Source organism: Alcaligenes sp. SMD-FA (genome assembly GCF_025960365.1).
GTDB lineage: Bacteria > Pseudomonadota > Gammaproteobacteria > Burkholderiales > Burkholderiaceae_B > Alcaligenes > Alcaligenes aquatilis.
The window spans coordinates 2139888-2160733 of record NZ_CP110108.1; the positions used below are offsets into that span (position 1 = coordinate 2139888).

Annotated in this window: 22 protein-coding genes; 9 read left to right on the forward strand and 13 right to left on the reverse strand. The window is 52.7% G+C overall.

Translation table 11 applies throughout. The features are described from left to right. Positions 1-382 precede the first annotated feature (382 nt). The 4 genes from OKX01_RS09865 to xerC form a co-directional block, all read right to left on the reverse strand. Entirely contained in the window at positions 383-2494 is a 2112-nt protein-coding gene (locus tag OKX01_RS09865; protein ID WP_264671701.1) for a hypothetical protein, read from the reverse strand. Between the two features lie 11 nt (positions 2495-2505). Further along, positions 2506-2955 (reverse strand): aegerolysin family protein, encoded by a 450-nt coding sequence (locus tag OKX01_RS09870; RefSeq protein ID WP_230018030.1) that lies wholly within the window; start codon positions 2953-2955, stop codon positions 2506-2508. 329 nt (positions 2956-3284) lie between these two features. Continuing rightward, on the reverse strand, positions 3285-3746 hold the full coding sequence (locus OKX01_RS09875) for a GNAT family N-acetyltransferase (RefSeq protein ID WP_162496891.1): 462 nt from the start codon (positions 3744-3746) through the stop codon (positions 3285-3287). A gap of 79 nt (positions 3747-3825) precedes the next feature. Then, positions 3826-4950, reverse strand: a complete 1125-nt coding sequence (gene xerC, locus OKX01_RS09880) for a tyrosine recombinase XerC (RefSeq protein ID WP_264671702.1) — start codon at positions 4948-4950, stop codon at positions 3826-3828. Positions 4951-5140: 190 nt separating this feature from the next. Between xerC and OKX01_RS09885 the strand changes: the two genes are divergently transcribed. Further along, the gene (locus OKX01_RS09885) at positions 5141-5506 is read left to right on the forward strand and encodes an SH3 domain-containing protein (RefSeq protein WP_230018024.1); all 366 of its coding nucleotides are present in this window, start codon (positions 5141-5143) and stop codon (positions 5504-5506) included. Positions 5507-5663: 157 nt separating this feature from the next. Here OKX01_RS09885 and OKX01_RS09890 read toward each other — a convergent pair whose 3' ends face one another. Next, positions 5664-6161 carry a hypothetical protein gene (locus tag OKX01_RS09890; protein WP_230018022.1) on the reverse strand — a complete coding sequence of 166 codons (498 nt, stop codon included), beginning with the start codon at positions 6159-6161 and terminating at the stop codon, positions 5664-5666. Between the two features lie 303 nt (positions 6162-6464). On the opposite strand from OKX01_RS09890, the gene OKX01_RS09895 reads away from it, so the two are divergent. From OKX01_RS09895 to OKX01_RS09905, 3 genes are read left to right on the forward strand one after another with little or no spacing between them, the layout of a single operon-like run. Next, on the forward strand, positions 6465-7034 hold the full coding sequence (locus tag OKX01_RS09895) for a cytochrome b (protein ID WP_094196789.1): 570 nt from the start codon (positions 6465-6467) through the stop codon (positions 7032-7034). Further along, positions 7031-7594, forward strand: a complete 564-nt coding sequence (locus OKX01_RS09900) for a YceI family protein (protein WP_094196790.1) — start codon at positions 7031-7033, stop codon at positions 7592-7594. Before OKX01_RS09895 ends, OKX01_RS09900 begins: the two co-directional genes overlap by 4 nt. A 48-nt stretch (positions 7595-7642) precedes the next feature. Further along, positions 7643-8215 carry a YceI family protein gene (locus OKX01_RS09905; protein ID WP_094196791.1) on the forward strand — a complete coding sequence of 191 codons (573 nt, stop codon included), beginning with the start codon at positions 7643-7645 and terminating at the stop codon, positions 8213-8215. 31 nt (positions 8216-8246) lie between these two features. Here the strand turns inward: OKX01_RS09905 and arsC are convergent, their stop codons facing one another. Beyond that, positions 8247-8591, reverse strand: coding sequence for an arsenate reductase (glutaredoxin) (gene arsC / locus OKX01_RS09910; protein ID WP_094196792.1), 345 nt, complete (start codon positions 8589-8591; stop codon positions 8247-8249). 122 nt (positions 8592-8713) lie between these two features. Between arsC and OKX01_RS09915 the strand changes: the two genes are divergently transcribed. From OKX01_RS09915 to OKX01_RS09930, 3 genes are all read left to right on the forward strand, one after another. After that, positions 8714-9412 (forward strand): glutathione binding-like protein, encoded by a 699-nt coding sequence (locus tag OKX01_RS09915; RefSeq protein ID WP_264671703.1) that lies wholly within the window; start codon positions 8714-8716, stop codon positions 9410-9412. 10 nt (positions 9413-9422) lie between these two features. After that, a complete protein-coding gene (locus tag OKX01_RS09920) occupies positions 9423-10214 on the forward strand; it encodes an RsiV family protein (RefSeq protein WP_094196794.1) in 792 nt (263 codons plus the stop codon). A 163-nt stretch (positions 10215-10377) separates the two neighbouring features. Then, positions 10378-11217: a DUF2789 family protein gene (locus tag OKX01_RS09930; protein ID WP_319802187.1), complete on the forward strand. Its 840-nt coding sequence runs from the start codon at positions 10378-10380 to the stop codon at positions 11215-11217. Positions 11218-11385: 168 nt separating this feature from the next. Here OKX01_RS09930 and OKX01_RS09935 read toward each other — a convergent pair whose 3' ends face one another. The 3 genes from OKX01_RS09935 to holB all read right to left on the reverse strand — a co-directional run bounded on the left by OKX01_RS09935 (position 11386) and on the right by holB (position 14468). Next, entirely contained in the window at positions 11386-12282 is an 897-nt protein-coding gene (locus tag OKX01_RS09935) for an ankyrin repeat domain-containing protein (RefSeq protein ID WP_264671704.1), read from the reverse strand. Between the two features lie 348 nt (positions 12283-12630). Next, positions 12631-13401 carry a TatD family hydrolase gene (locus OKX01_RS09940; RefSeq protein WP_108727520.1) on the reverse strand — a complete coding sequence of 257 codons (771 nt, stop codon included), beginning with the start codon at positions 13399-13401 and terminating at the stop codon, positions 12631-12633. Positions 13402-13418: 17 nt separating this feature from the next. After that, positions 13419-14468: a DNA polymerase III subunit delta' gene (gene holB, locus OKX01_RS09945; protein WP_162988151.1), complete on the reverse strand. Its 1050-nt coding sequence runs from the start codon at positions 14466-14468 to the stop codon at positions 13419-13421. Positions 14469-14604: 136 nt separating this feature from the next. Here holB and OKX01_RS09950 point away from each other — a divergent pair, with 136 nt between their 5' ends. Next, on the forward strand, positions 14605-15414 hold the full coding sequence (locus OKX01_RS09950) for a deoxynucleotide monophosphate kinase (protein WP_264671705.1): 810 nt from the start codon (positions 14605-14607) through the stop codon (positions 15412-15414). Positions 15415-15502: 88 nt separating this feature from the next. Here OKX01_RS09950 and mltG read toward each other — a convergent pair whose 3' ends face one another. Then, a complete protein-coding gene (mltG, locus tag OKX01_RS09955) occupies positions 15503-16510 on the reverse strand; it encodes an endolytic transglycosylase MltG (protein WP_094196799.1) in 1008 nt (335 codons plus the stop codon). A 268-nt stretch (positions 16511-16778) separates the two neighbouring features. On the opposite strand from mltG, the gene OKX01_RS09960 reads away from it, so the two are divergent. Continuing rightward, positions 16779-17630 carry a YgfZ/GcvT domain-containing protein gene (locus OKX01_RS09960; protein WP_230018012.1) on the forward strand — a complete coding sequence of 284 codons (852 nt, stop codon included), beginning with the start codon at positions 16779-16781 and terminating at the stop codon, positions 17628-17630. On the opposite strand, the gene mmsB is transcribed toward OKX01_RS09960, so the two are convergent. From mmsB to OKX01_RS09975, 3 genes are read right to left on the reverse strand one after another with little or no spacing between them, the layout of a single operon-like run. Next, the gene (mmsB, locus tag OKX01_RS09965) at positions 17605-18501 is read right to left on the reverse strand and encodes a 3-hydroxyisobutyrate dehydrogenase (RefSeq protein WP_264671706.1); all 897 of its coding nucleotides are present in this window, start codon (positions 18499-18501) and stop codon (positions 17605-17607) included. The genes OKX01_RS09960 and mmsB overlap by 26 nt on opposite strands. A gap of 58 nt (positions 18502-18559) precedes the next feature. Further along, the gene (locus OKX01_RS09970; protein WP_123049450.1) at positions 18560-19687 is read right to left on the reverse strand and encodes an enoyl-CoA hydratase/isomerase family protein; all 1128 of its coding nucleotides are present in this window, start codon (positions 19685-19687) and stop codon (positions 18560-18562) included. After that, complete coding sequence (locus OKX01_RS09975) at positions 19684-20832, reverse strand: acyl-CoA dehydrogenase family protein (RefSeq protein WP_108727523.1); 1149 nt, start codon at positions 20830-20832, stop codon at positions 19684-19686. Before OKX01_RS09975 ends, OKX01_RS09970 begins: the two co-directional genes overlap by 4 nt. Positions 20833-20846 lie beyond the last annotated feature (14 nt).

The window sequence follows — 20846 nt, forward strand, 5'->3', positions numbered from 1 at the left end:
ACCACGGCAGCTAACTAAAACTATTGAGTCCTTATAATCATCTAGTAAAAAGACCATTTTCAACATATCAGCATGCATATTAATGCCTTTTTGCTTATAGAAAACACTCACGCCTAGCAGGCGCTAATTTTCACCCATCTGAAATAGGCCCTTTTTAGCTGAAACGGAAACGCAATCCTATCTCTGTACAAAGTGTGGCATTGCATGTATTGCTGCTTCTGTCACTCTCAACGTCCGGCTAAAATTAAACCCATATGTTTTTGAACTGTTTTAAATTTTGCTAAGGCTGAAAACTTAAAACCTCTCCATGCCATCTTAGGCCTGGAGAGGTTTTCTTTAAAATTTGTTAAAAAAATATTTTTTCCCGCCAATTTTGGCCTACTTATCCAAATATGTTGTTTATTTTTTCAACCATTCCAATATAACTGGTATTTATCTTACGTAAAGCATATGGAACCTTGTAATCCCAATCCTTAGACCACGAATCACTGCTTAATGTGCAGATATTGAGACTACCAAGCTCTTGCTCCAAAGCTGCAAACTGGTCTTGCAGAGATTGGCTAGAGGCAAGACTTCGACCCTGGCTTTGCCCACGCCACTCAATGCCCTTAGCGGCAGAGTATGGAATAGGTATTAACTGAAGATCATCTTTAAACAACACCCCTTTCTCTTTGTTTGCTTTTAACTTCAGCGCACTTCCCCCATCTTTTGTGAATATCATTTTTTCGGGCAAAGCTTTTCTCAAAAGCATTAAAGAAGGGCCGAATGCATAAATATCACCATTTGTGTCGATGAACGGAAGCATCTTGATAAAAGTGCTGAAAGCTGTGGGATTATTACTTCCATAGCTGCAATAGCCTGCTTTATAGGTAATCTCTGGAGCAGGTATAGGACGGATATCGATAATTTCACTGCTTACTGACTTGTCGCCAAGCAGCAGTCCTAAACCGAGCTCTGCATTTCGCAAAAACTCAAGCTGGTTCCATATTGTGTAAATTTTTTTGGCTTCATCACTTAAAGAATCAAATGCTATTTCTATAGCATCTTCCCGATCCAGATTGTCGCTTAACTTTATCTGGGCAATCTTGAAAGAATCTGCCACTTGGGATGCAGATTTAAGATTGAAAAAATCCAATTTAATATTACACGCATTAAATGTATTATAAATAGTATTTAACGTAGAAAAATCTTGCATCATGCAGCGAATCTTTAAGATATACTCTGCCACTTCATCATTGCTGATTTCATTCATATACCCCATCGACATCCATGGGAAAATATCAGACCAGTTTGCTATCCATGCTCCTAAAACCGCGTAATCAGAATTTGATTTTAAAATACCTTCTTTAGCCCCTACAAATAATGCCTTAGGTATTTTTCTTGAAATACGCACCTCAGACAAAACATCCAATGAGTTTTCTTGAACTTTATTGGCTAAATCAACCAGGCCATCAATGTTATTCTTGTCTCTAACCATTGATTTAAATTGATCAAGACTCAGGTCTGGATCTGCTTTTTTTGCCTCCTCGTATCCTGAGGCTATAGAAAACTCTTCGGAGTCTCCAAGTTTCTTAATTGATTCTAATTTTTCCTCTATCTGCGGATCTTTTTCAGGTTTTAAAAACTCGGGTATCTCAGGAGGACGGCTTACCGAACTTTGCATTGGAGCTTTATCTAGCAAGCTGATCTCTGATATCTCAGAAAAGGATTTATTAGCAACCACATCAAACCATGAATTCACCTGATTTTCAACGCAACCACCACTAGCTAGGGCTTTACAAGAAACATTGACCTCGGAATCCTGATTTTTTTGAGCACCGTTATAAGTTTGCTCTATAGATACTGAGGTTCCTATTCCCGAATAGCTAAATGCAGCAGTTTCACCGTATTTCCAACTATTTTCCGCCTTCCTGCTAGTCATTTCTGTTGAAACGGAGCCCATTCCACCCCAGATAGCTCCAACGACTAATCCGTCACCATATGAAGAAATGAAATTCTGCAATGATTTCACCCATTCCTTCATTAACTCTTCTTTTTCTTTTTGTGAACCAAGGTGATCACGAACAGCGATAAACCTGTCCAGTACATTCAACGCCTTATGTTTAGGTCCTGCACTTAATGAATTTAAAACATCTTCTACTAACAAATTATCAAAATCGATATATTCTACGCCCGATATCATAGAAACATTATAAGAAACTTTTATCGATTTACTCTCTGAGGCAGTGGCGTTACTTACAAAAACAGAAACTGCAGATGTAAATTTAGCGATACCTGACGCGCCATATGCTCCGGAAAAACCGATGGTTCCCTCATTCAGGGAATCCGTATAAACATATTGACTCTTACCACTCATACTCATTTCAACTTCTTTCTGAGTGATCATCTTTGTAATAGGTTGATTCAATATCGATGGTGAAAAATCATTTCCAAGAACGGTAGACCCTACAGTAATCCCCAATAGCGGATTTATAGATTTAGATTCTATGGCCATGATTTTCACCATTAGTATTTTTTAACGACAGTAATAAAAATATTTCCTGATGCACCACTCGTACTGCCGCCACCTTTTTTATTAACTGCGTATTTTTCTTTATCTTTTACATCTAGCCTATCGCTATTTGACCCACTCCACGGGCAATCCCAATAATATTTAAACACTTCCGTATCGCCATCATAAAGCGAAAATCTTCCTTCAGTACCGGATGACGCATTTTCTCGTCCGCAGGAAGCTATTGTGTAGGAATCCTCATCTTTGATGATTGTTCCGTTTATCTGACTAGCGTAGATTTCTTTGTTCTTATTCCCAGGCTCATGAAATTTTCCCCAATCCAGATGAGCGCCTTTAATCTCAAAATCACCGTTAACGACAAACACCGTGATTTCTATCCACTGAGCATAGGCTCTAAGTGTTTTTTCTTCATCTGAAAAATCTTTATCTGTTTTGCTATTCATATCCAACTCCTCAGCCTGTTAATTACATTGCCCCTAACCATTCTGGGCCTGGATTACGAAAGCAAAGAGTATCAGACAGGTCAAACAAACTCAAATAACAAATTAATTTTAAAAATTATTATTTTAAATAAGGAGGCCTGCTATCTGGCCGCTAATAAAAATATTTTTATAATTCCCCGCCTAATTGTTTTATTATTTTCTATATCTTTTTTTAATTAGGCGGCCAGAACAATAACGGACTTCTTGAATAACAAGTGACAAAATGGCTCTGGTATCTCAGAAATAAGAACTCGATGAAACGCAGTGTTTATTTTTCAAAAGAAACCATCTTACAGAGTCAGCTTGAAACCCTTATGGCTAGCCGTAAAGCCTAACTGCTCATAAAACCGATGGGCGTCGGTTCGTGCCCTATCCGAGGTCAATTGAACAATGCGGCATTGGCGTTGACGGCATTGTTCGACCGCCCACTGAATCATCAAACGCCCCAATCCCGAGCCACGGGCCGAGCTGGCGATACGGACGGATTCGATTTCCCCGCGCCAGGCACCTTGGTGGGACAGGCCAGGCATATAGGTGATCTGCAGGGTCCCTACAACAGCACCATTGAGCTCTACAACGGCTAAATACTGGTTAGGATCCGCTTCTATCGCTGCAAAGGCCTCCAAATAAGATTGAGCCAGGGGCAGACTGGTATTTTCACGCTGTTGACCCAGAATATCGTCAGCCAACATGGCCACAATCGCTTCCAGATCTGCTTCTACCGCAGGACGAAAAACAGGTGTAGACGTCAACTCGCACTCCTTATCAAAAAATAGACAAAACAGATGTGGAATTATGCCTGCTGGAGCTGCCTAATCTGTAGCTAGCCCTTCATTCTGACTGCATATTCTCTGTCGTGGCAGGATTGTCAGGAACCTTCTGCGCATCCAGCCATGCCAACCAGGAAGCTTGCAGACGCCAGGCACTGGCAGCACCGGGGGCGTAGCCCATGATTTCCTCGATTTCAGGTAGAGAGAAACCGCGTTCAATCAAACCCGCGGCAAAGGTATTGCGCAGTCGCTGTGGCGTCATTAACAGATCCATCTGCTTGATACCCCATTTACTGACAATACGGGCGAGCGTCGCGGGATTCATCTGTGCCTGAGGACGAGCGGCACTGATCTGGCGACTACCCGGAAAGACACGGCTGTCTTTCGTCCAGACTGAAGCGTCTTGGGCTGCGCTAAAGATTAACCAACTGCGCAAAATGCCTTCACACCAGACGGGCACAAACACGTCCCGTTTTGCCGCACCTGTAAGCTTGAGCAAGATAGTGCCAGCCCGCCAAAGGGCGGTTTGCTCGTCATCAACGTCATTTGTTTCTGCGGGTTCTGCAGCGCGTCGAACAGCGCCTATCGCGCTAGGGTGCAACTGCCCTAACTCGACCGGGCGCAAGCCGGTACCCAGCATCACGGCCACAATCGTCATATCCCGATATTCACGCCAACGGGCGGCGATGGTCATATCGCTGGCCAGCTCCAGTACACGCCACCGATTTTGCAGTGCCTTGATGGTAGCAACGCATTGATCGACAGAGAGAAATTGGGTGGCCTGGTTGTCGGGAGCTTGGCGCCAGCTTTCCTTGAAGGGGTCATTAATAGCGGGGGCTAGGGCTGGGTTTTCCGAGCGGCCATCCTGACGGCAAAGCTCTTCGTAAGCGCGGGCGATGACTTGTTGATAGCGCTCGCGTTGTGGTCGGCGCACATCGTCCAGATTGCTCAAAAAGTCCCGGATATCCACGGGTTTGATCTGGGTGTACTGTTTTTTGTGATCTTGCAAGGCATGCAAGAAGCGCCGCCACAAGGTGCGATAAACTCGCTGCGTACTGGGTGCCATGGGTGGGCGTTGATGTTGCAACCAAGTATCAAACAAGGCTTCCGCCGAGATGTCTGCGGCCTGCAAGCCCAAAATGGGCAGGTCAATCTGCCCTTCTTCTCGTGTAGACCGTTTTTTCATCGGGTACTCGTTATTTCCGTTAATTGCATTTTATTGTCTATCAGCGATAAGGGAATGACAAGAGGTCCAAGAACCCTAAAGCGAAACAAATAAGGACGAAGCAAGAGAAACGGTAGAACGCGCAGCAAAAAATCTGTACGTTTATACAGTATAATACAGGGTCCTGACAAACTTTACGAACTACGCCACGATGCAATACTTGGTCACCACCCCCCATCGCTCTGAATATCCGAACCCCTTGGTCCTGAAACAAGGCGATTTTCTGAAGGTCGGAGAACGGTATCAAGGCCCGGAAAACTGGGATAACTGGATTTACTGCTCTACCGATGAACACGCCGGGGGATGGGTGCCTGAACAAATTATTGAGCGCCTGCCAGACCCTGGAGCAGGTCGTGCACTGCAAGACTACAGCGCGCTGGAAATGAATGTAGATAAGGGTGACCTTGTTCAAGGAGAAAAAATCCTGAATGGCTGGTGCTGGTGCCTGCGCCCCCAGGATGACGCTCTGGGCTGGGTACCTCTTAGCCACCTCTCGCCCCTACCTACTGACAACTGATCTCTTGCAGCACGGCTGGCCGCAACAACGGCCCTGACGCCCGATAAGCCCTCTGCCTCAATCACAAGGCAGAGGGTATTGAATCAGGGCATATTGTCACGCGCAGATCGTTTGCCCCTAGCCGTTCAAACATGCAATGTGAAACTATTAGGCTGGACTATCTATACAAATTCTGATGAACCCAGCCCTTATTGGTCAGGATCATTCTTGCCTGCCCTTGTACTTGCTGAGCCGTCAAAGCACGCAGATCCTCATAGGTATCCAGAACCGCACTATCTTTGATCCAACCCGCAGCGTCAGCCAGGTGATACACATAGTTCACCTGACTGACAGTAAACCCGCCTGCACTGGCCGGCTCGGTGAAATCACTGATGCGGTCCAAAACCAGGCGGCCTGTACAAAAAGCGTCACGCTCGCCTTGGGACTGTTCAGCATTGGAGCGACGCAAATAGGTATCCGCATTGGCATCCAGCTCGTAACGCGGTGCGTCCTCTTTCCCAACCTGACGCAACAAACCCACCTTGGCCAACGCGGCCAGACGAGCCCGATCTTCTACGATCAAAGGGGAGTCATGCTCGGCCTGATAGGGATAGACACGTCCAGGGACACCAACACACAAGCCGTCTCGCGTATCCAGATAACGCTGGATCGCCATACTGAAATTTTCCTCATTGGCCTTTTTCGAATCCTGGCACCCTGCCAACAACCCGGCTACCACGACGACCAACGCTGTTTTCCACATAACCACTTTCCTTGCTTGCGTGCTCAAAGAACGAGTGTAGCCCGCCCCCGCCCTGCCCTAAAAGCCTTGTCACACGCTGACAAGAAAATACTCCGATAGCCGCTTCACAAGATCGATACCCCTCAATATTGCATTACTGCGTTGCAAAATCTGGCCTTTTACCTTGCTGACAAACAGGGTAAAGTCTCTGGGCTTCGTAAATGAAAGGCATTATCAATGAGCATTACCCCCGTTCCAGGTGCCCTCCCGCGCTATACCCTCGTAGCACGTACTTTGCACTGGTTGATGGCCCTGGCCCTGACTGCACTGGTGACCGTGGGCTACGTCATGAAAACCTTGCCCCTGTCACCTCTAAAACTGCAAGTCTACTCCTGGCACAAATGGGCGGGCATTTCCCTACTGGTGCTGGTGATCCTGCGCCTGCTCTGGCGTTTGTTGAACCGCCCCCCTGCTCTGCCCGCTGGCATGTCGTCTTTCAGCCGGGCTCTGGCCCACTGTGGTCATGCTGCTTTGTACCTGCTGATGATTGGCATTCCTCTGACGGGCTGGTTGATGAGTTCGGCCAAAGGTTTCCAGACGGTGTGGTTTGGCGTGATCCCCCTGCCCGATCTGGTGTCCAAAGATAAACCTTTGGGCGAGTTGCTGGTCCAAGTCCACATCTTTTTGAATTACGCCCTGATTGCCATGGTCAGCCTGCACATTCTGGCGGCTTTAAAGCATCAGTTCATAGACCGTGACGGCTTGCTAGGCCGCATCACCTTTACTTTAGGTAAAGCCAAATCATGAAAAAATCTGTCTTCGTGCCTCTGCTGATCGGCGCCTTGGGCCTGAGCGCCAGCCTGTCGGCCAATGCCAAGAACTACCAGGCCCTGGACACCCAAAATAGCGAAATCGGCTTTCAGTATTCCCAAATGGGCGTGAAGCTGGACGGCCAGTTCCGCCAATTTGAGGGCGAACTGAATTTCAACCCCGACGCCCTGGATCAATCCAAGGTCGTACTGAAAGTCGCACTGGATAGCGTTGACACCGGCTCCGAAGAAGCCGATGACGAATTACAGGACGTGCGCTGGTTCGATATTGATGCACATCCCCAGGCCGTTTTCAGCTCCAAAAGTTTCCGCGCCGTCAGCGCCCAGCACTATGAAGTGCAAGGCATCCTGCAAATCAAAGGCCGTGAACAGCCCATCACCGTGATGGCGACCATGACCCCCGAAGGTGACAAAGCCACTTTCAGCGGCGCCTTTGACATCAAGCGTGGCGATTTTTCTATCGGTGAGGGTTCCTGGTCCAGCTATGACATCGTGGCCAACGAGATCACCGTCAACTTCAAGATTGATGCGAAATAAGCAGACGCATCAACGTCTCCTCCCCGTATAAACAAGGATTGCACCCTTATGATCAAGCCCGTGATTGCCCTGTCAGCTAGTTTTCTATTGGCTTTTGCCGCTCAGGCCGCGCCGGTCACTTATCAGGTTGAACCCAGCCACACCTTCGTCCACTTCAGTTACAAGCATTTGGGCTTGAGCACCCAAAGCCAGCGATTTAACAAGTCACAAGGTACCGTCACCCTGGACCAGGAAGCCAAAACCGGCAGCATTGACATGAAAGTCGACACCCGTTCGGTCAGCACTGGCTTTGCCCTGTTCGACGAACACATCCAGGGCAAGGATTACTTTGATACCGCGCAGTTCCCCGAGGCCACCTTCGTGTCCAAGGACATTCAGTTCGACGGGGACAAGCCCGTATCTGCTCAAGGCGATCTGACCATCAAGGGGATTACCAAGCCCGTGACCATGACCATTGAGTCCTTCCTGACGATGCCCCAACACCCGATGTTGAAAAAGCCCGCTCTGGGCGCGGACGGCAAAATCACGGTCAAGCGCAGCGACTTTGGCATGCCGGCCAATGTGCCCCACGTGGGCGACGAGGTCACCATTCGTATTGCACTGGAAGCCATCGCCCCCTAACCCAGACTTGCCCATCGGCATGGAAATCTGATTACAGAATTTCCTGCACCACTTCCAAGGGACGCGCCAGACGCGTCCCTTTTGCTGTGACCACGATAGGACGGTTCAACAAGATAGGATTGGCTTCGATGGCTGCCAGCAAGTCCTCATCGCTTAGATCAGGATTGCCCAGATTCAGCTCGCTGTAAATGGCTTCTTTGCTACGCATAGCCTCACGCACCGTCAAGCCTGCAGCCGCAATCAGCGCCTTGAGTTCGCTACGTGTCAAAGGAGTTTTCAGGTACTCGATGATCTCCGGTTCCAGACCTTTTTCACGCATCAGGGCCAAGGCATTACGCGAAGTACTGCAGCGCGGATTATGATAGATTTTGCTCATGACAGTCTTTGACTTCCTATAAACCGTATTCAGGCGAACAATAGTAGCCCAGCGCCGCCGGATACGTCATCTGGGTAGCTTGCCACAGCCAGGCCAGCGTCTGCATTTCGCCAGGAGAACACATGATCGACCTGTATTACTGGACTACTCCCAACGGACATAAAGTCACCCTGTTTCTGGAAGAGTCCAGTCTGCCTTACACCATCCACCCCATCAATATTGGCCAGGGCGATCAATTCAAACCCGAATTTCTGCGTATCGCTCCCAATAACCGTATTCCCGCCATTGTTGACCAGGCCCCGCAAGACGGCGGCGAGCCTATCGCCCTGTTCGAGTCCGGCGCCATTCTGCAATACCTGGCAGAAAAAACCGGCCAGTTCCTGTCTGCCGACTTGCGAGTCCGCACCGAAACCTTGCAGTGGCTGTACTGGCAAATGGGGGGACTAGGCCCCATGGCAGGTCAAAACCACCACTTCAATGTTTATGCCCCTGTCAAAATCGAGTACGCCATTGACCGCTATGTGCGTGAGACCGGCCGCCTCTACGGTGTGCTGAACAAACATCTGGCACAGCGCGACTTTATCGCCGGAGACTACTCCATTGCCGATATGGCCAGTTATCCCTGGATTGTCTCCCACCAGCGCCAAAGCCAGAACCTGGACGACTTCCCAAATGTGAAACGGTGGTTTGAGCGTATTGGCGAGCGCCCCGCGACCCGCCGAGCCTACGCCTTGACTGAGCAGATCAACCCCGGTTCGCCTGCACATGACCCCAAGGCACACCAAATCCTCTTTGGCCAAGATTCCAACACTATCCGATAGGACTGATTCCATGACCTTACAGCGCCCCTCTCAGCTGCTGCTTATTGGCCTGACAGCCATGGCTCTGTCTGCGTGTTCCAGCACGCCCAGCAACATCTCCCTGATTCCGACACAAACCCAGGATCAGACTGAAAAGGACGGGGTCTTTACCCAGCCTCTGGATTACAAACATGTCAAACCAGGCTGTACGGGTGAATGCCCACGTCTGGAAGTCAAGTCCCTGATTTTCCCCGGCAATTCCGAGCTGACCAAGCTGGTCGATGAAAGCCTGGCCAACATGACAGTCATTACAGACCGTCATCCCGGTTACCGTGGCTTGAAGGAGTTCGAGAACTACTACTGGGTGACGGCCAATAATCGTGACGAAGTGCACTTATCTGCTCGTACCCGCTATCGCAACCGTGATCTCACCGTGATAGAGCTCAGTTCGGGTATTTATATGACGGGTGCCGCCCACGGCATTACCGCCACCCAGTTCATCAATTGGGACAATCGTCTGAAAGTCGCTTTGCCGGTGGAGCGCATTATCGCTCCCGGCAAGATCAAACCCTTCCAGGAACTGGTTCGCCAAGCCCACAACAACTGGGTTTCCAACCTGAGCGAAGCACGTGAAGACCGCGCTGGCTGGGACAGAATGTGGCCCTTCCAGCCTGCCCAAACGATCGCACTGACCGATCAGGGCTTGCTGGTGAAATACAACCCTTACGAGATCGCTCCCTACTCCTTCGGTCAGCCCGAGTTCCTGCTGCCTTACTCGGAGCTGCGAGGCATCCTGCGTCCGGCCTACCTACCGGCCAATTAAGCATTTGGGTCACATAACGCACACAGGCAGCGCATTTCCGACTGCCTGTTCATAAACACAGTGTTCTCATATGCTATGTCAGGCCCGGCGTCTTTAGTCATACCCAGTCGGCCCCCCGCTCTTAGCGTCCGATCATCCCTCTCTTGCAAGCGCCCATACCATCATGTCTGATAACTTGTTCCGCTTTCACGACCTGTTTGCTCAACTGGGTCTGCCCAACACTCCCGAGGCGATTGCCAGTTTTCTGGAAAAACACCGCCCCTTGCCCAATGACATCCTGCTGGCCGACGCTCCCTTCTGGAACAAGTCTCAGGCCGAGTTCATTCGGGAGAAACGATTGCTGGACTCTCCCGAATGGATCCAGATCATTGACCAGTTAAGCGAAGCCCTGCGTCAAACAACTGGCGTGCTGAACCTGTCAGGCCCATGCCGCGTTCTGGCCCTGTCAGGCAGTCTACGTCAACGCTCCTTCAACACCGCCCTGGCACATGCCGCCCAAGCCCTGGCCCCGCAAGGGATGAGCATCGATGTGGCTACCCTGCACGGTATTCCCTTGTATGACGGTGATATCGAGAGCAAGGACGGTATTCCAGACGCCGTGCTGAGCTTGAAGGAAAAGATCCTGAGCGCCGATGCCCTGCTGCTGGTCACCCCGGAATACAACAACGGCGTCCCCGGTGTGTTCAAAAACGGGATCGACTGGTTGTCCCGTACGGATATGAAAACTATCTTTTCGGGCCGCATTACGGGACTGATCGGTGCCTCCATGGGTGGCTTTGGCACGATCTCTTCCCAGACAGCCTGGTTGCCTACCCTGAAAATGCTGGGCGTGTCCCTGTATAGCGGCAGCTCTTTACTGGTGTCTCGTGCGCAGAACTCCTTTGATGCGGAAGGCAAGCTGCAAGATGAGACTATCCAGAAATTGCTGAGCAGCTACCTCCAGGGCTTCCAGACCTTTGTGCATGCTTCACAGATGGCCAAGGCGCAAGAAAGAAAAAGCTAATTAAGCAGCAACAGCTCAAAAAGCTTATAGGACTTTGCCTATAGGGCCGCTAAAACCTGAGCCGATAAGTGGGGTCATGTCGTAGGAAGCCCGTATCACCACACACCCTCAGAATCGCTGCAACAAAAAAGGAGCCTTGAAGGCTCCTTTTTCCATCCTGTCCCTGGCTTAAGGCTGCACAGGCTTGTCAAAACGGTCCAGGTCAAAATACCGACTGGTACTGTCCGACGAGGCGGGCTTGGAGCTTGAGCTATCCGCTGCAGGAGCGGGTTCTGGTTCTACCGTCACGGTTTGCACCCGGTTCAGATCAGGCTGCTCTACCCGCTCAGGCACGCCGTAGGTCTGTACCGCGCCACTCGAATACGTCCCCGCTGCAGCCGGTACAGCAGCCGCTTTGCGTGCAACGGCCTGATCCAGATAGCTGGCCAACTGCTCATGGTTTGCCGAACGTGCCCAATCTGCCGGACTCAAGCCTTGAGCATTTTGCATGCTCGGGTCCGCACCCGCTGCCAAGAGCACATCGACGACCGCCCGTTTGCCTGACAAAGCCGCCATCATCAAAGGACTGGTTCCGTCGGGCGCCGGTGCGTTCACAATCGCTTTTTGAGACAGCAGGTAGCGCACGGTGTCTTCATGCCCTTTAGAGGCGGCGTAGTGCAAAGGCGACCAGCCCACCCGATTCACTTGCCCACCCCGCGCCTGCAGATCACGCAAACGAGCGGTTTCCCCCATCAGGGCCAGATACATCATGGGGGTTTCGTGGGCCTCGTTCTCGATGTTCACATTGGTTTGACGATTGGCCAGCAAAGTGTCCACCACTTTCCAGGACTTGTTGCGGATCGCCAGCATCAAAGAAGGATTACCCTTGGCATCCAGCGCATTGGGATTCGCTCCCTTAATAAACTCCTGCTCGATGATATTCGGGCGATCATTTTCCAGCGCCAAGTACCAGTTTCGGCTTTCCAGCTCCGGCTCCTGCGCCGACACGGGGGCTGACAGCAGAAAGGCCAAAGGAAGCACCATGGAAAGGATGGCTTTATCGAGTATTTTTCTTTTATAAATCATCTTATTAAATCCTTTTCATAAAGTGCTTTATTAATTTATGAAAGTACAGAGGGGGTTGCTTAACGCCGCATTTTTTTATGCTCGGGCGGACTCCAAGAACCCACAAAACGGTTTAAGAAACACAGCTAAGCTATTGATTATCAATAAAAAACATAATTTTATATCCATTTCCCTCCAAACCAGAAAAGGGAAGAAAATTATGAAAATTTTTATTTTTATATTTAAAATCAATAGATTAAAAAGCAATCCTAAAGCATCAGATTAACTTCAAGGCATGTCTCAGCAAGACCGTGAACCTTGAGCTAAACCACGACTAGGGCCTCAAAAAAACCTCTAAACAAGATTAAATTAAAGCTGTACCTTACTGAATAATTTGAAAAAATTCTCCGTACTGGCCTCTTCCACTTCCTTGACCGAGATCCCGCGCAGCTCCGCGATCTTCTCGGCCACATGAATGACCAGGGACGGATTGTTCGTTTTGCCTCGATATGGCACAGGAGCCAGAAACGGCGAGTCCGTTTCGATCAGCAAACGATCCAGCGGCACTCGTTGTGCCACATCTTGCAGTTGAGTGGCATTCTTGAAGGTCACAATCCCGGAAAAAGAAATGTAGAAATTCAAATCCAAAGCCGCTTGCGCCACTTCCCAAGTCTCAGTAAAACAGTGCATCACACCCCCGGCAATCTGCGCCTGCTCTTCGCGCATGATGGCAATGGTGTCCTCACTGGCCGAACGGGTATGAATGATCAAGGGTAGACCCGATTCGCGGCTGGCACGGATATGGGTGCGGAAACGCTCACGTTGCCAATCCAAGGGTTCCTGCAAGCGGTAATAGTCCAGACCCGTCTCGCCAATCGCCACTACCTTGGGATCTTGGGCATGCCGGATCAGCTCCTGGACGGTAGGCTCAGTGACTTTCTCGTAATCCGGATGCACTCCGACCGAAGCAAACAGATGGCCGTGAGGACGCACCAGGTCCATCAAACCGGGCCAATCGTCCATATCCACGCTGACCACCAGCGCACAGCCCACCTGGTTCTGGCGCATCCTGTCCAGGATGTCGTCCAGATTTTCAGCAAGTTCAGGGAAATTAAGATGGCAATGCGAATCAACAAACATGGTTAGACGGTACTTTTTTAAACACGACGACATGCCTGGTGCAATCGGTCCAGGACATGATGAATAAACAATTTAGCATTGAGTGGATGATTGCCAAGCGCCTTTTGCTGGACCAGCCACTTCAGGGCTTCTGTTACCGCCGTGGTGTTGGATTGGGCGGCCAAGGCATCAATGCGTTTTTGCAAAGAAGGATAGTAACGCGCCGGTTGAGCAAAACTACCCAGTTCAATATCGACAAACAAGCGCTGCCAATGGTCGATCCACTCTTGGGCAGGCAGTTTTTCCAGCGTATCGGCCAAGGACAAATCCGCCTCACGACCCGCTTTCAACACCCCATCCATCCAGGCGCTGAGCCAGTCCGGACACGGTGCATTCATCTCCTGACTGGCACTGAGTGCTTTGAGCGGTGCTCCTCCCCAGGCAGCCAACCAGTCCGAGGCTTGATCCACGCCTTGTTGCTCCAGCCATTGCACCGCTTGCTGGGCATGGGGTGCCGGCAAGGGCAAACGGCGGCAACGCGATACCAGTGTGGGCAAGAGTCGGTCTGGGGCATCGGCAACCAGCAGGAAAACGGTACGTTCAGCCGGCTCCTCCAGAACCTTCAGCAAGGCATTGGCGGACACCAGATTCAAGGCTTGGGCCGGATAGAGCACTGCCACGCGCCAGCCCCCTCGGTGGGTGCCGGTATTGAACCAATGTTGCAACTGACGCAATTGCTCCACCCGGATTTCCCGAGAGGGATTTTTGCGAGCGGCCGACTCTTTGGCCAAGTCCCCGTCCTGAGTATCCGGCCCCTGCTCTTGCAGAGCAAGCGCATCCGGGCGCAGTAAACGTAAATCGGGATGGTTTCCCCCCCGCACCCACTGACAGGCCTGACAGTGCCCACAAGCCAGCCCCTGCACAGGCTGGTCGCACAATAAACTGGCTGCGGCTGCACGAGCGAATTGCGTCTTGCCGATGCCCGGCAGACCGTGGATCAGCCAGGCATGGGCAAAACGCTCCTGATGACCCAGCCAGCTTTGAGCAGTCTCGATTTGCCAGGGTAGAAAAGTCAAACTATCAGACACCGTATTGCCTCAAGGTTGCACAACAAAAGGCCTGATTCGCACAGGAAGGGCAAGGCAATCGCCCCCGCTTGAACAGCCCAGCGCACATTGTAATATGAACCGGTAAAATGCCTGCTCCACTACCAAGGATAATGAAGTGAGCTTATTGATCGGGCTGGCCGCCAAAGCGCGCTCAGGCAAAGATACCGTCGCCAATCTGCTACTGGCACACAACCCTTTATTGGCTGCCTATGCCTTGGCCGACCCCGTAAAAATGGGCTGCGAAGTGCTATTTGGTCTAAGCCCAGCCCAGGCCTGGACCGACGACAGTCTGAAAGAAGTGCCTATTGCCCTGTGGCAACGCTCCCCCAGACAGTGCTTTCAGCTACTAGGGACCGACTGGATGCGCCAGCGTGACCCCGATCACTGGCTGCGCCGTGCCCAGCATGTACTGGAATTTGGCCCTGGCGCCCCCCTTGCCAGAGACGTTCAGGATTACTCGGTCTGGGCGCTGGCCTTGGCCGCGATTTACGGCATGGTGCCCGAACACCTGGATGATAAGCGTGCTGATCACATTGACGCCTTTTGGGGTTTGAGCCCGCGTCAGGCGGCCGAGCACTTGCGTAATCAGGTTCTAGCCACCTATCCGGATTACGAGCAGCGTCGCCAAAGCTTGCCCCTGTCCCTGCCCAGCCACCAGCTTCCTGATATGAGTCAGGCCCGTTGCCTGCTGATCAAAGACATTCGTTACGAAAACGAGGCCAATTTCATCCGTGAGCATGGCGGGGAAATCTGGCATATCGAACGCCCGGGCAACCCGGTGATCAGCCAGCACTCGTCTGAATGGGGCGTAGAACGCGCTCCCCAAGACTATCTGATTCAAAATAATGCGGGCCTGGAAGAGCTCGCCAACAAGGTCCATGATTTGTGGGCCGGGTTCGCGCAAAGGCACGGTTTGGAGCGCTGACTCACGGTCACCACAATAGCAAAGCCCGATACGCGCCCCCAGGCATTGGGCCAGCAGCATTCAGGCCCCTGAGGGGCCTGATCTGGTTTTAACGCTTCAGAATATATTTGGCGACGGCCCGATTATGTGCAGCCAGATTGGCCGAGAACTCGCTGGTTCCATCCCCACGCGATACAAAATAATAGAAATTATGTTTTTCGGGATGCAAGGTCGCCATTAAGGAAGCCTTACCGGGACTGGCAATCGGCGTGGGTGGCAATCCATTGCGCGTGTACGTATTCCAGGGCGTATCGGTCGTCAAATCACGCTTGCGAATACGGCCCTCATAAGCCGAACCCATGCCGTAAATAACCGTCGGGTCTGTCTGCAAAGGCATGCCGACACGCAAGCGATTCATGAATACCCCAGCCACGCGTGCCCGGTCCTGGCTGTGGCCCGTCTCACGTTCCACGATAGAGGCCATGATCAAGGCTTCATACGGTGTCTTCAAAGGCAAATCCGCATCCCGATCCGCCCATAGCTGCTCCAGCAGTTCCTGCTGGGCCTGAAAACCGCGACGCAGAATGTCGATATCCGCCGTACCGGGCACAAAGACATAGGTATCGGGATAGAACAAACCTTCTGGATGAGACGCCTCCACACCAAAGCGCTTCAACAAATCGGCATCGCTCACCTCGCTCAAGGTCTGTCGAACCTGAGGGTTGCTTGCCAGCGTGTCACGTATGCGTTGATAGGTCCACCCCTCGGGAATGGTCAAACGGGTCTGCAGCATATTGCCGCTGGACATGCGCTCCATCACCACCCACGGTGTATCCCCGCGTACCGCCTCATAAGCCCCCGCTTGCAAGGAGGTATCCAGACCAGAGAGACGCGCCATCCAGACAAAGGCATCTTCCTGAATATCGATCCCGGCCTGCTGCATACTGCGCGCAATCGCACGGGGACCTGAACCGGCAGGGACCACATAATCGATGCGTTCGGCACGCATCGTCACGGGCTGCTTCTTGGCCCAATACCAGGCCCCCCCCGCTATCACACAGGCGACTACCAACCAAAGGCCCAACAGGGCAGAGAAGATCTTGACAGTTTTTTTCATGCGAGCGCTATTGTAAACAGAATAAGGCGGCGTATTCCTGAATATGTGTCACAGCCCAACACCGAAACTGGGATCAGTCAGCACCGCCCTCTCCTTCCACCCAGCCCATGCCCTGATCCCAGCGGGGGTATGCCCCTAGAACCAGCCTCGCACACGGTATCATTGATGTTTAAATTTATTTTTTCGCTCAGCCATGACCGGAATGCCTGCTCCCTCCTCTTTCGCCCTGCCAGATTTGTGCGTCCTCCAGTTCCAAGGAGCCGATGCCGTGTCTTTTCTCCATGCTCAAGTCAGCAATGATTTGGAGCACCTGGCTGCCGACCGTGCCTGCATCGCGGCCTATTGCACCGCCAAAGGTCGCAGCTTGGCCACCATGGTGTTGTGGCGCGAGCAGAACGAAACGGTCTTTGCCCTGGTCCGCCGTGATCTTAGCGAAGCCCTGATCAAGCGCTTACGCATGTTCGTGCTGCGCAGCAAAGTCGCGATCAGTCTGGCCGAGTTACAGGTTTACGGTGTGGCCGATTCGTCCGCTGCCCAAGCCGTCTGGAATGTGCGGCGCGAAGGTGGCGACACCCTGATTCAGGCCCCCGGCGATCTGGACGGCTTGAATCGTCACTGGCGAATTTCTCCCCAGCAGGACGCAAACGCTCAGACTTCTGAAGGTCGTTGGGAAACGGCAGATATTTTGGCCGGCTTGCCCTGGATCAGCGCCGACACGCAGGATTTGTTCATTCCCCAGACCCTGAACCTGGATCTGATCGATGGCATCAACTTCAAGAAAGGCTGTTATCCGGGCCAGGAAGTCGTGGCTCGCAGCCACTATCGAGGCACGATCAAACGGCGCATGATGGCCGCCCGTACCGCCGTTCTGGACACGGCACCACAGACGCCGGAAGCTGCCGATGTGTTTCTGGTCTCGCAGAATGCGGAACCGCTGGCCGCCGCGCGCATTATCAACCGCGCCTGGCATAACGGGCAGCAACGTCTGTATGTCTTGATGGAAGTGGTACTGGCGGACCTGGAACAAGGCCAGTTTCAACTGGAGCAAGGACAGGCGCTGGAACTGCAGCCCCTGCCCTACGCACTGCCAGAACTTAGTGCTTCTGACGGTACAAATTAAGAATGCTGGAGAAATCCAGCCCTGCATTCTGACCTTGTGCGGCGTGCAAGGCGAACAGGTTGCGTGCCAGTTCGCCCAAAGGCGTCGCGCTGTTCTGGCTGACAGCCGCATCGGCTGCCAGACCCAGGTCTTTCAGCATCAGGCCCGTCGCAAAACCGCCCTGATAATCACGCGAAGCCGGCACATCCGGCATCACCCCAGGCCAGGGGTTGTACAGCTCGGTTGCCCAGTTTCGACCGGAACTGCGCGCCATGATGGTCGACAGCACGGCAGGGTCCAGACCGTGGGCAACGCCCAAAGCCAAGGCTTCAGCAGTACCCGCCATCAAAATCCCCAAGAGCATATTGTTGCAAATCTTGGCAACCTGACCCGCACCGGCTTTACCCGCGTGGAAAATGTTCTTGCCCATGGCATCCAAGTAAGGGCGCGCCTTTTCCAGGGCCTGATCCTCGCCCCCGACCATAAAGGTCAAGGTGCCAGCAATGGCGCCACCGGTCCCACCGGAGACCGGCGCATCCAGCATTAACAGACCCAGCTTGCTGGCTTTGGCCGCCAGATCCTGGCTGGTTTGCGCATCAATGGTGCTGCAATCGACCAGCACCGTACCGGGGGCCACAGTCTGCAGCAAGCCGTTCTCGCCCTCGTAAACCTGACGAACATGGCGGCCAGCAGGCAGCATGGTAAAGACCATCTGCGCGTCTTGGGCGATTTGCACCGCCGATTTCCCCACCTGTGCCCCTGCTGCCTGCAGTTCCTGCATGGCTTGCGCATTCAAGTCAAAGACTTTCAGGCTATGACCGGCTTTGAGCAGATTCAGCGCCATGGGTTTACCCATATGGCCCAGCCCGATAAATGCAATCGTGTTACTCATTTTGTCTCCTCGTCATTATGAAAGCGGCGCCGTCTGGCGCCGCAGCGGTCTGCCTGGGTTACAGGTCAGCCAAGGGATGAGTCGTTTCTGCCGGCCAGGCAGGAACAAAAAACCGTTCCACCCAGCGTGCATCCGCCTGTTCCAGCGAGGCAGGATTCCAGCGCGGCTGTTTGTCTTTATCAATCAGCAGTGCCCGTATGCCTTCCTGGAAGTCGCCCTGTACGCCACATTGCAGCGACACTATGTATTCCAGACGGAAAACATCGGCCAAAGACAGGTGATGCACCCTCTCCAGCAGCTCAAAGGACAAACGAGCCGAGCCAGGCGCACCTTTGGCGAAGGTTTGCGCGGCACGGGACAACCAGGGGTCGGCACTGCCCTGCCACTGTTGCAGAGCCTGTGTAATGCGTTCAAATTCACGGCTGGCGCAGACATCACGCAGCATGGCGTAGTTCTGCTCCAGCGGGCCGCTATCAGGGCGAGCGCCATCCGCCAAACGACGCAGGATCTGATGCACGCTGCTGTCACACACAGCGCGGTCATCAGACCAGTTTGTGGCTTGCAGGGCCTGGAGCAAGGCGTCGAAATGCACCCGTGGCAAGTAGGCATCCGCCAGACCCAGGAACAAGCAGTCCGACGCGTTGATTTGTGCGCCACTCAGTGCCAGAAAATGGCCAATGCCGGCAGGCAGATGCGACAGCATCCAGGTGCCGCCCACATCGGGAAACAGGCCAATGGAGATCTCGGGCATGGCAAAACGCGTGGTATCGGTTACCACACGATGGCTGGCGCCGTTGAACAGGCCCACGCCCCCGCCCATCACAATCCCGTCACCCCAGCACAAAATCGGCTTGGGAAAGGTATGAATCAGATAGTCCAGGCGGTATTCCACATCGAAAAATTCGCGGGCGTACTCGTTATTCCAGGCCGAGCCACCCTGGTTCTTTTGCATGGAGGCGTACAGCGAATGCAGGTCGCCGCCAGCACACAGGGCCTTCTCTCCGGCACCGTGCAATACGATCATGGCAATACTGGAGTCCTGCGCCCATTCCTGAAACTGCTTGAACAGCAGTTGGCACATCTCCAAATTAAGTCCATTCAGGGCTTGCGGGCGGTTCAGCGTAGCAACACCAATCGCCTTTCCGTTCTGGCCGGGCAGGCGATCAAACAAAACAGAATCCGTCATCGAATATCAGCTCCAAGATCAATGATTTGTCGTGCGATGATGACACGCATGATCTCGTTTGTGCCTTCCAGAATCTGGTGCACCCGAGTATCGCGCACCAGTCGCTCCACAGGATAATCCTTCAAGTAACCATAACCGCCAAAGAGCTGTTGCGCATCCACGCAGGCCTGAAAACCCAGATCCGTGGCCATGCGTTTGGCCATGGCGCAGTACGTGCTGGCCTGACTGCTGCCGGCGTCCAGGTGCGAGGCGGCCAGACGCACCATTTGACGAGCAGCCACGACACTGGTCAGGATATCGGACAATTTGAATTGCAGGGCCTGGAACTGATCCAGACTCTTGCCGAACTGGCGGCGCTCCTGCATGTATTGGCGGGCGGCATCATAAGCGCCTTGGGCGGCTCCTACCGAGCAACAAGCGATATTGATACGGCCACCGTCCAGGCCCTTCATGGCCAGCTTGAAGCCCTCGCCTTCCTGGCCCAGCATGGCCGAGGCAGGAACACGCACACGCTCAAAGGTTATGCCCCGTGTGGACTGGCTGTTCCAGCCCATCTTCAATTCTTTACGACCGTAGGTAATACCGGCGGCATCAGCAGGTACGGCAAAGGCGGAAATCCCCTTGGGACCGTCACCGCCGGTACGAGCCATGACCACCAGCAGGTCCGTGTCCCCAGCACCGGAGATAAAGGCTTTGCTGCCACTGATCAGATAATCGTCGCCATCACGTTCGGCGCGGGTACGCAGGGAGGCGGCGTCCGACCCCGCACCGGGTTCAGTCAGACAATACGAACCCAATTTCTGGCCACTGCTCAGCAACTCTCCCCATTGAGACTTGATCTCCTCCGTACCCCAGGTGCCCACCATCCAGGTCACCATATTGTGGATGGTCAAAAATGCGGTGGTCGACGGGTCAACCGCAGCCATTTCCTCAAATACCAGGCTGGACTCCAGACGTCCCAAGCCCAGACCACCGATGGATTCCGGGGCGTACAAGCCGCAAAAACCCAATTCACCCGCTTTACGGAACGCCTCGATCGGGAAAATCTGTTCCTCGTCCCAACGCGCCGCATGCGGTGCCAGCTCCCCTTGTGCAAACTCGCGAGCCGCTTGCGCAAAAGCGTTCTGATCGTCTGTCAGTATCATGTCTGTCTCCTTAT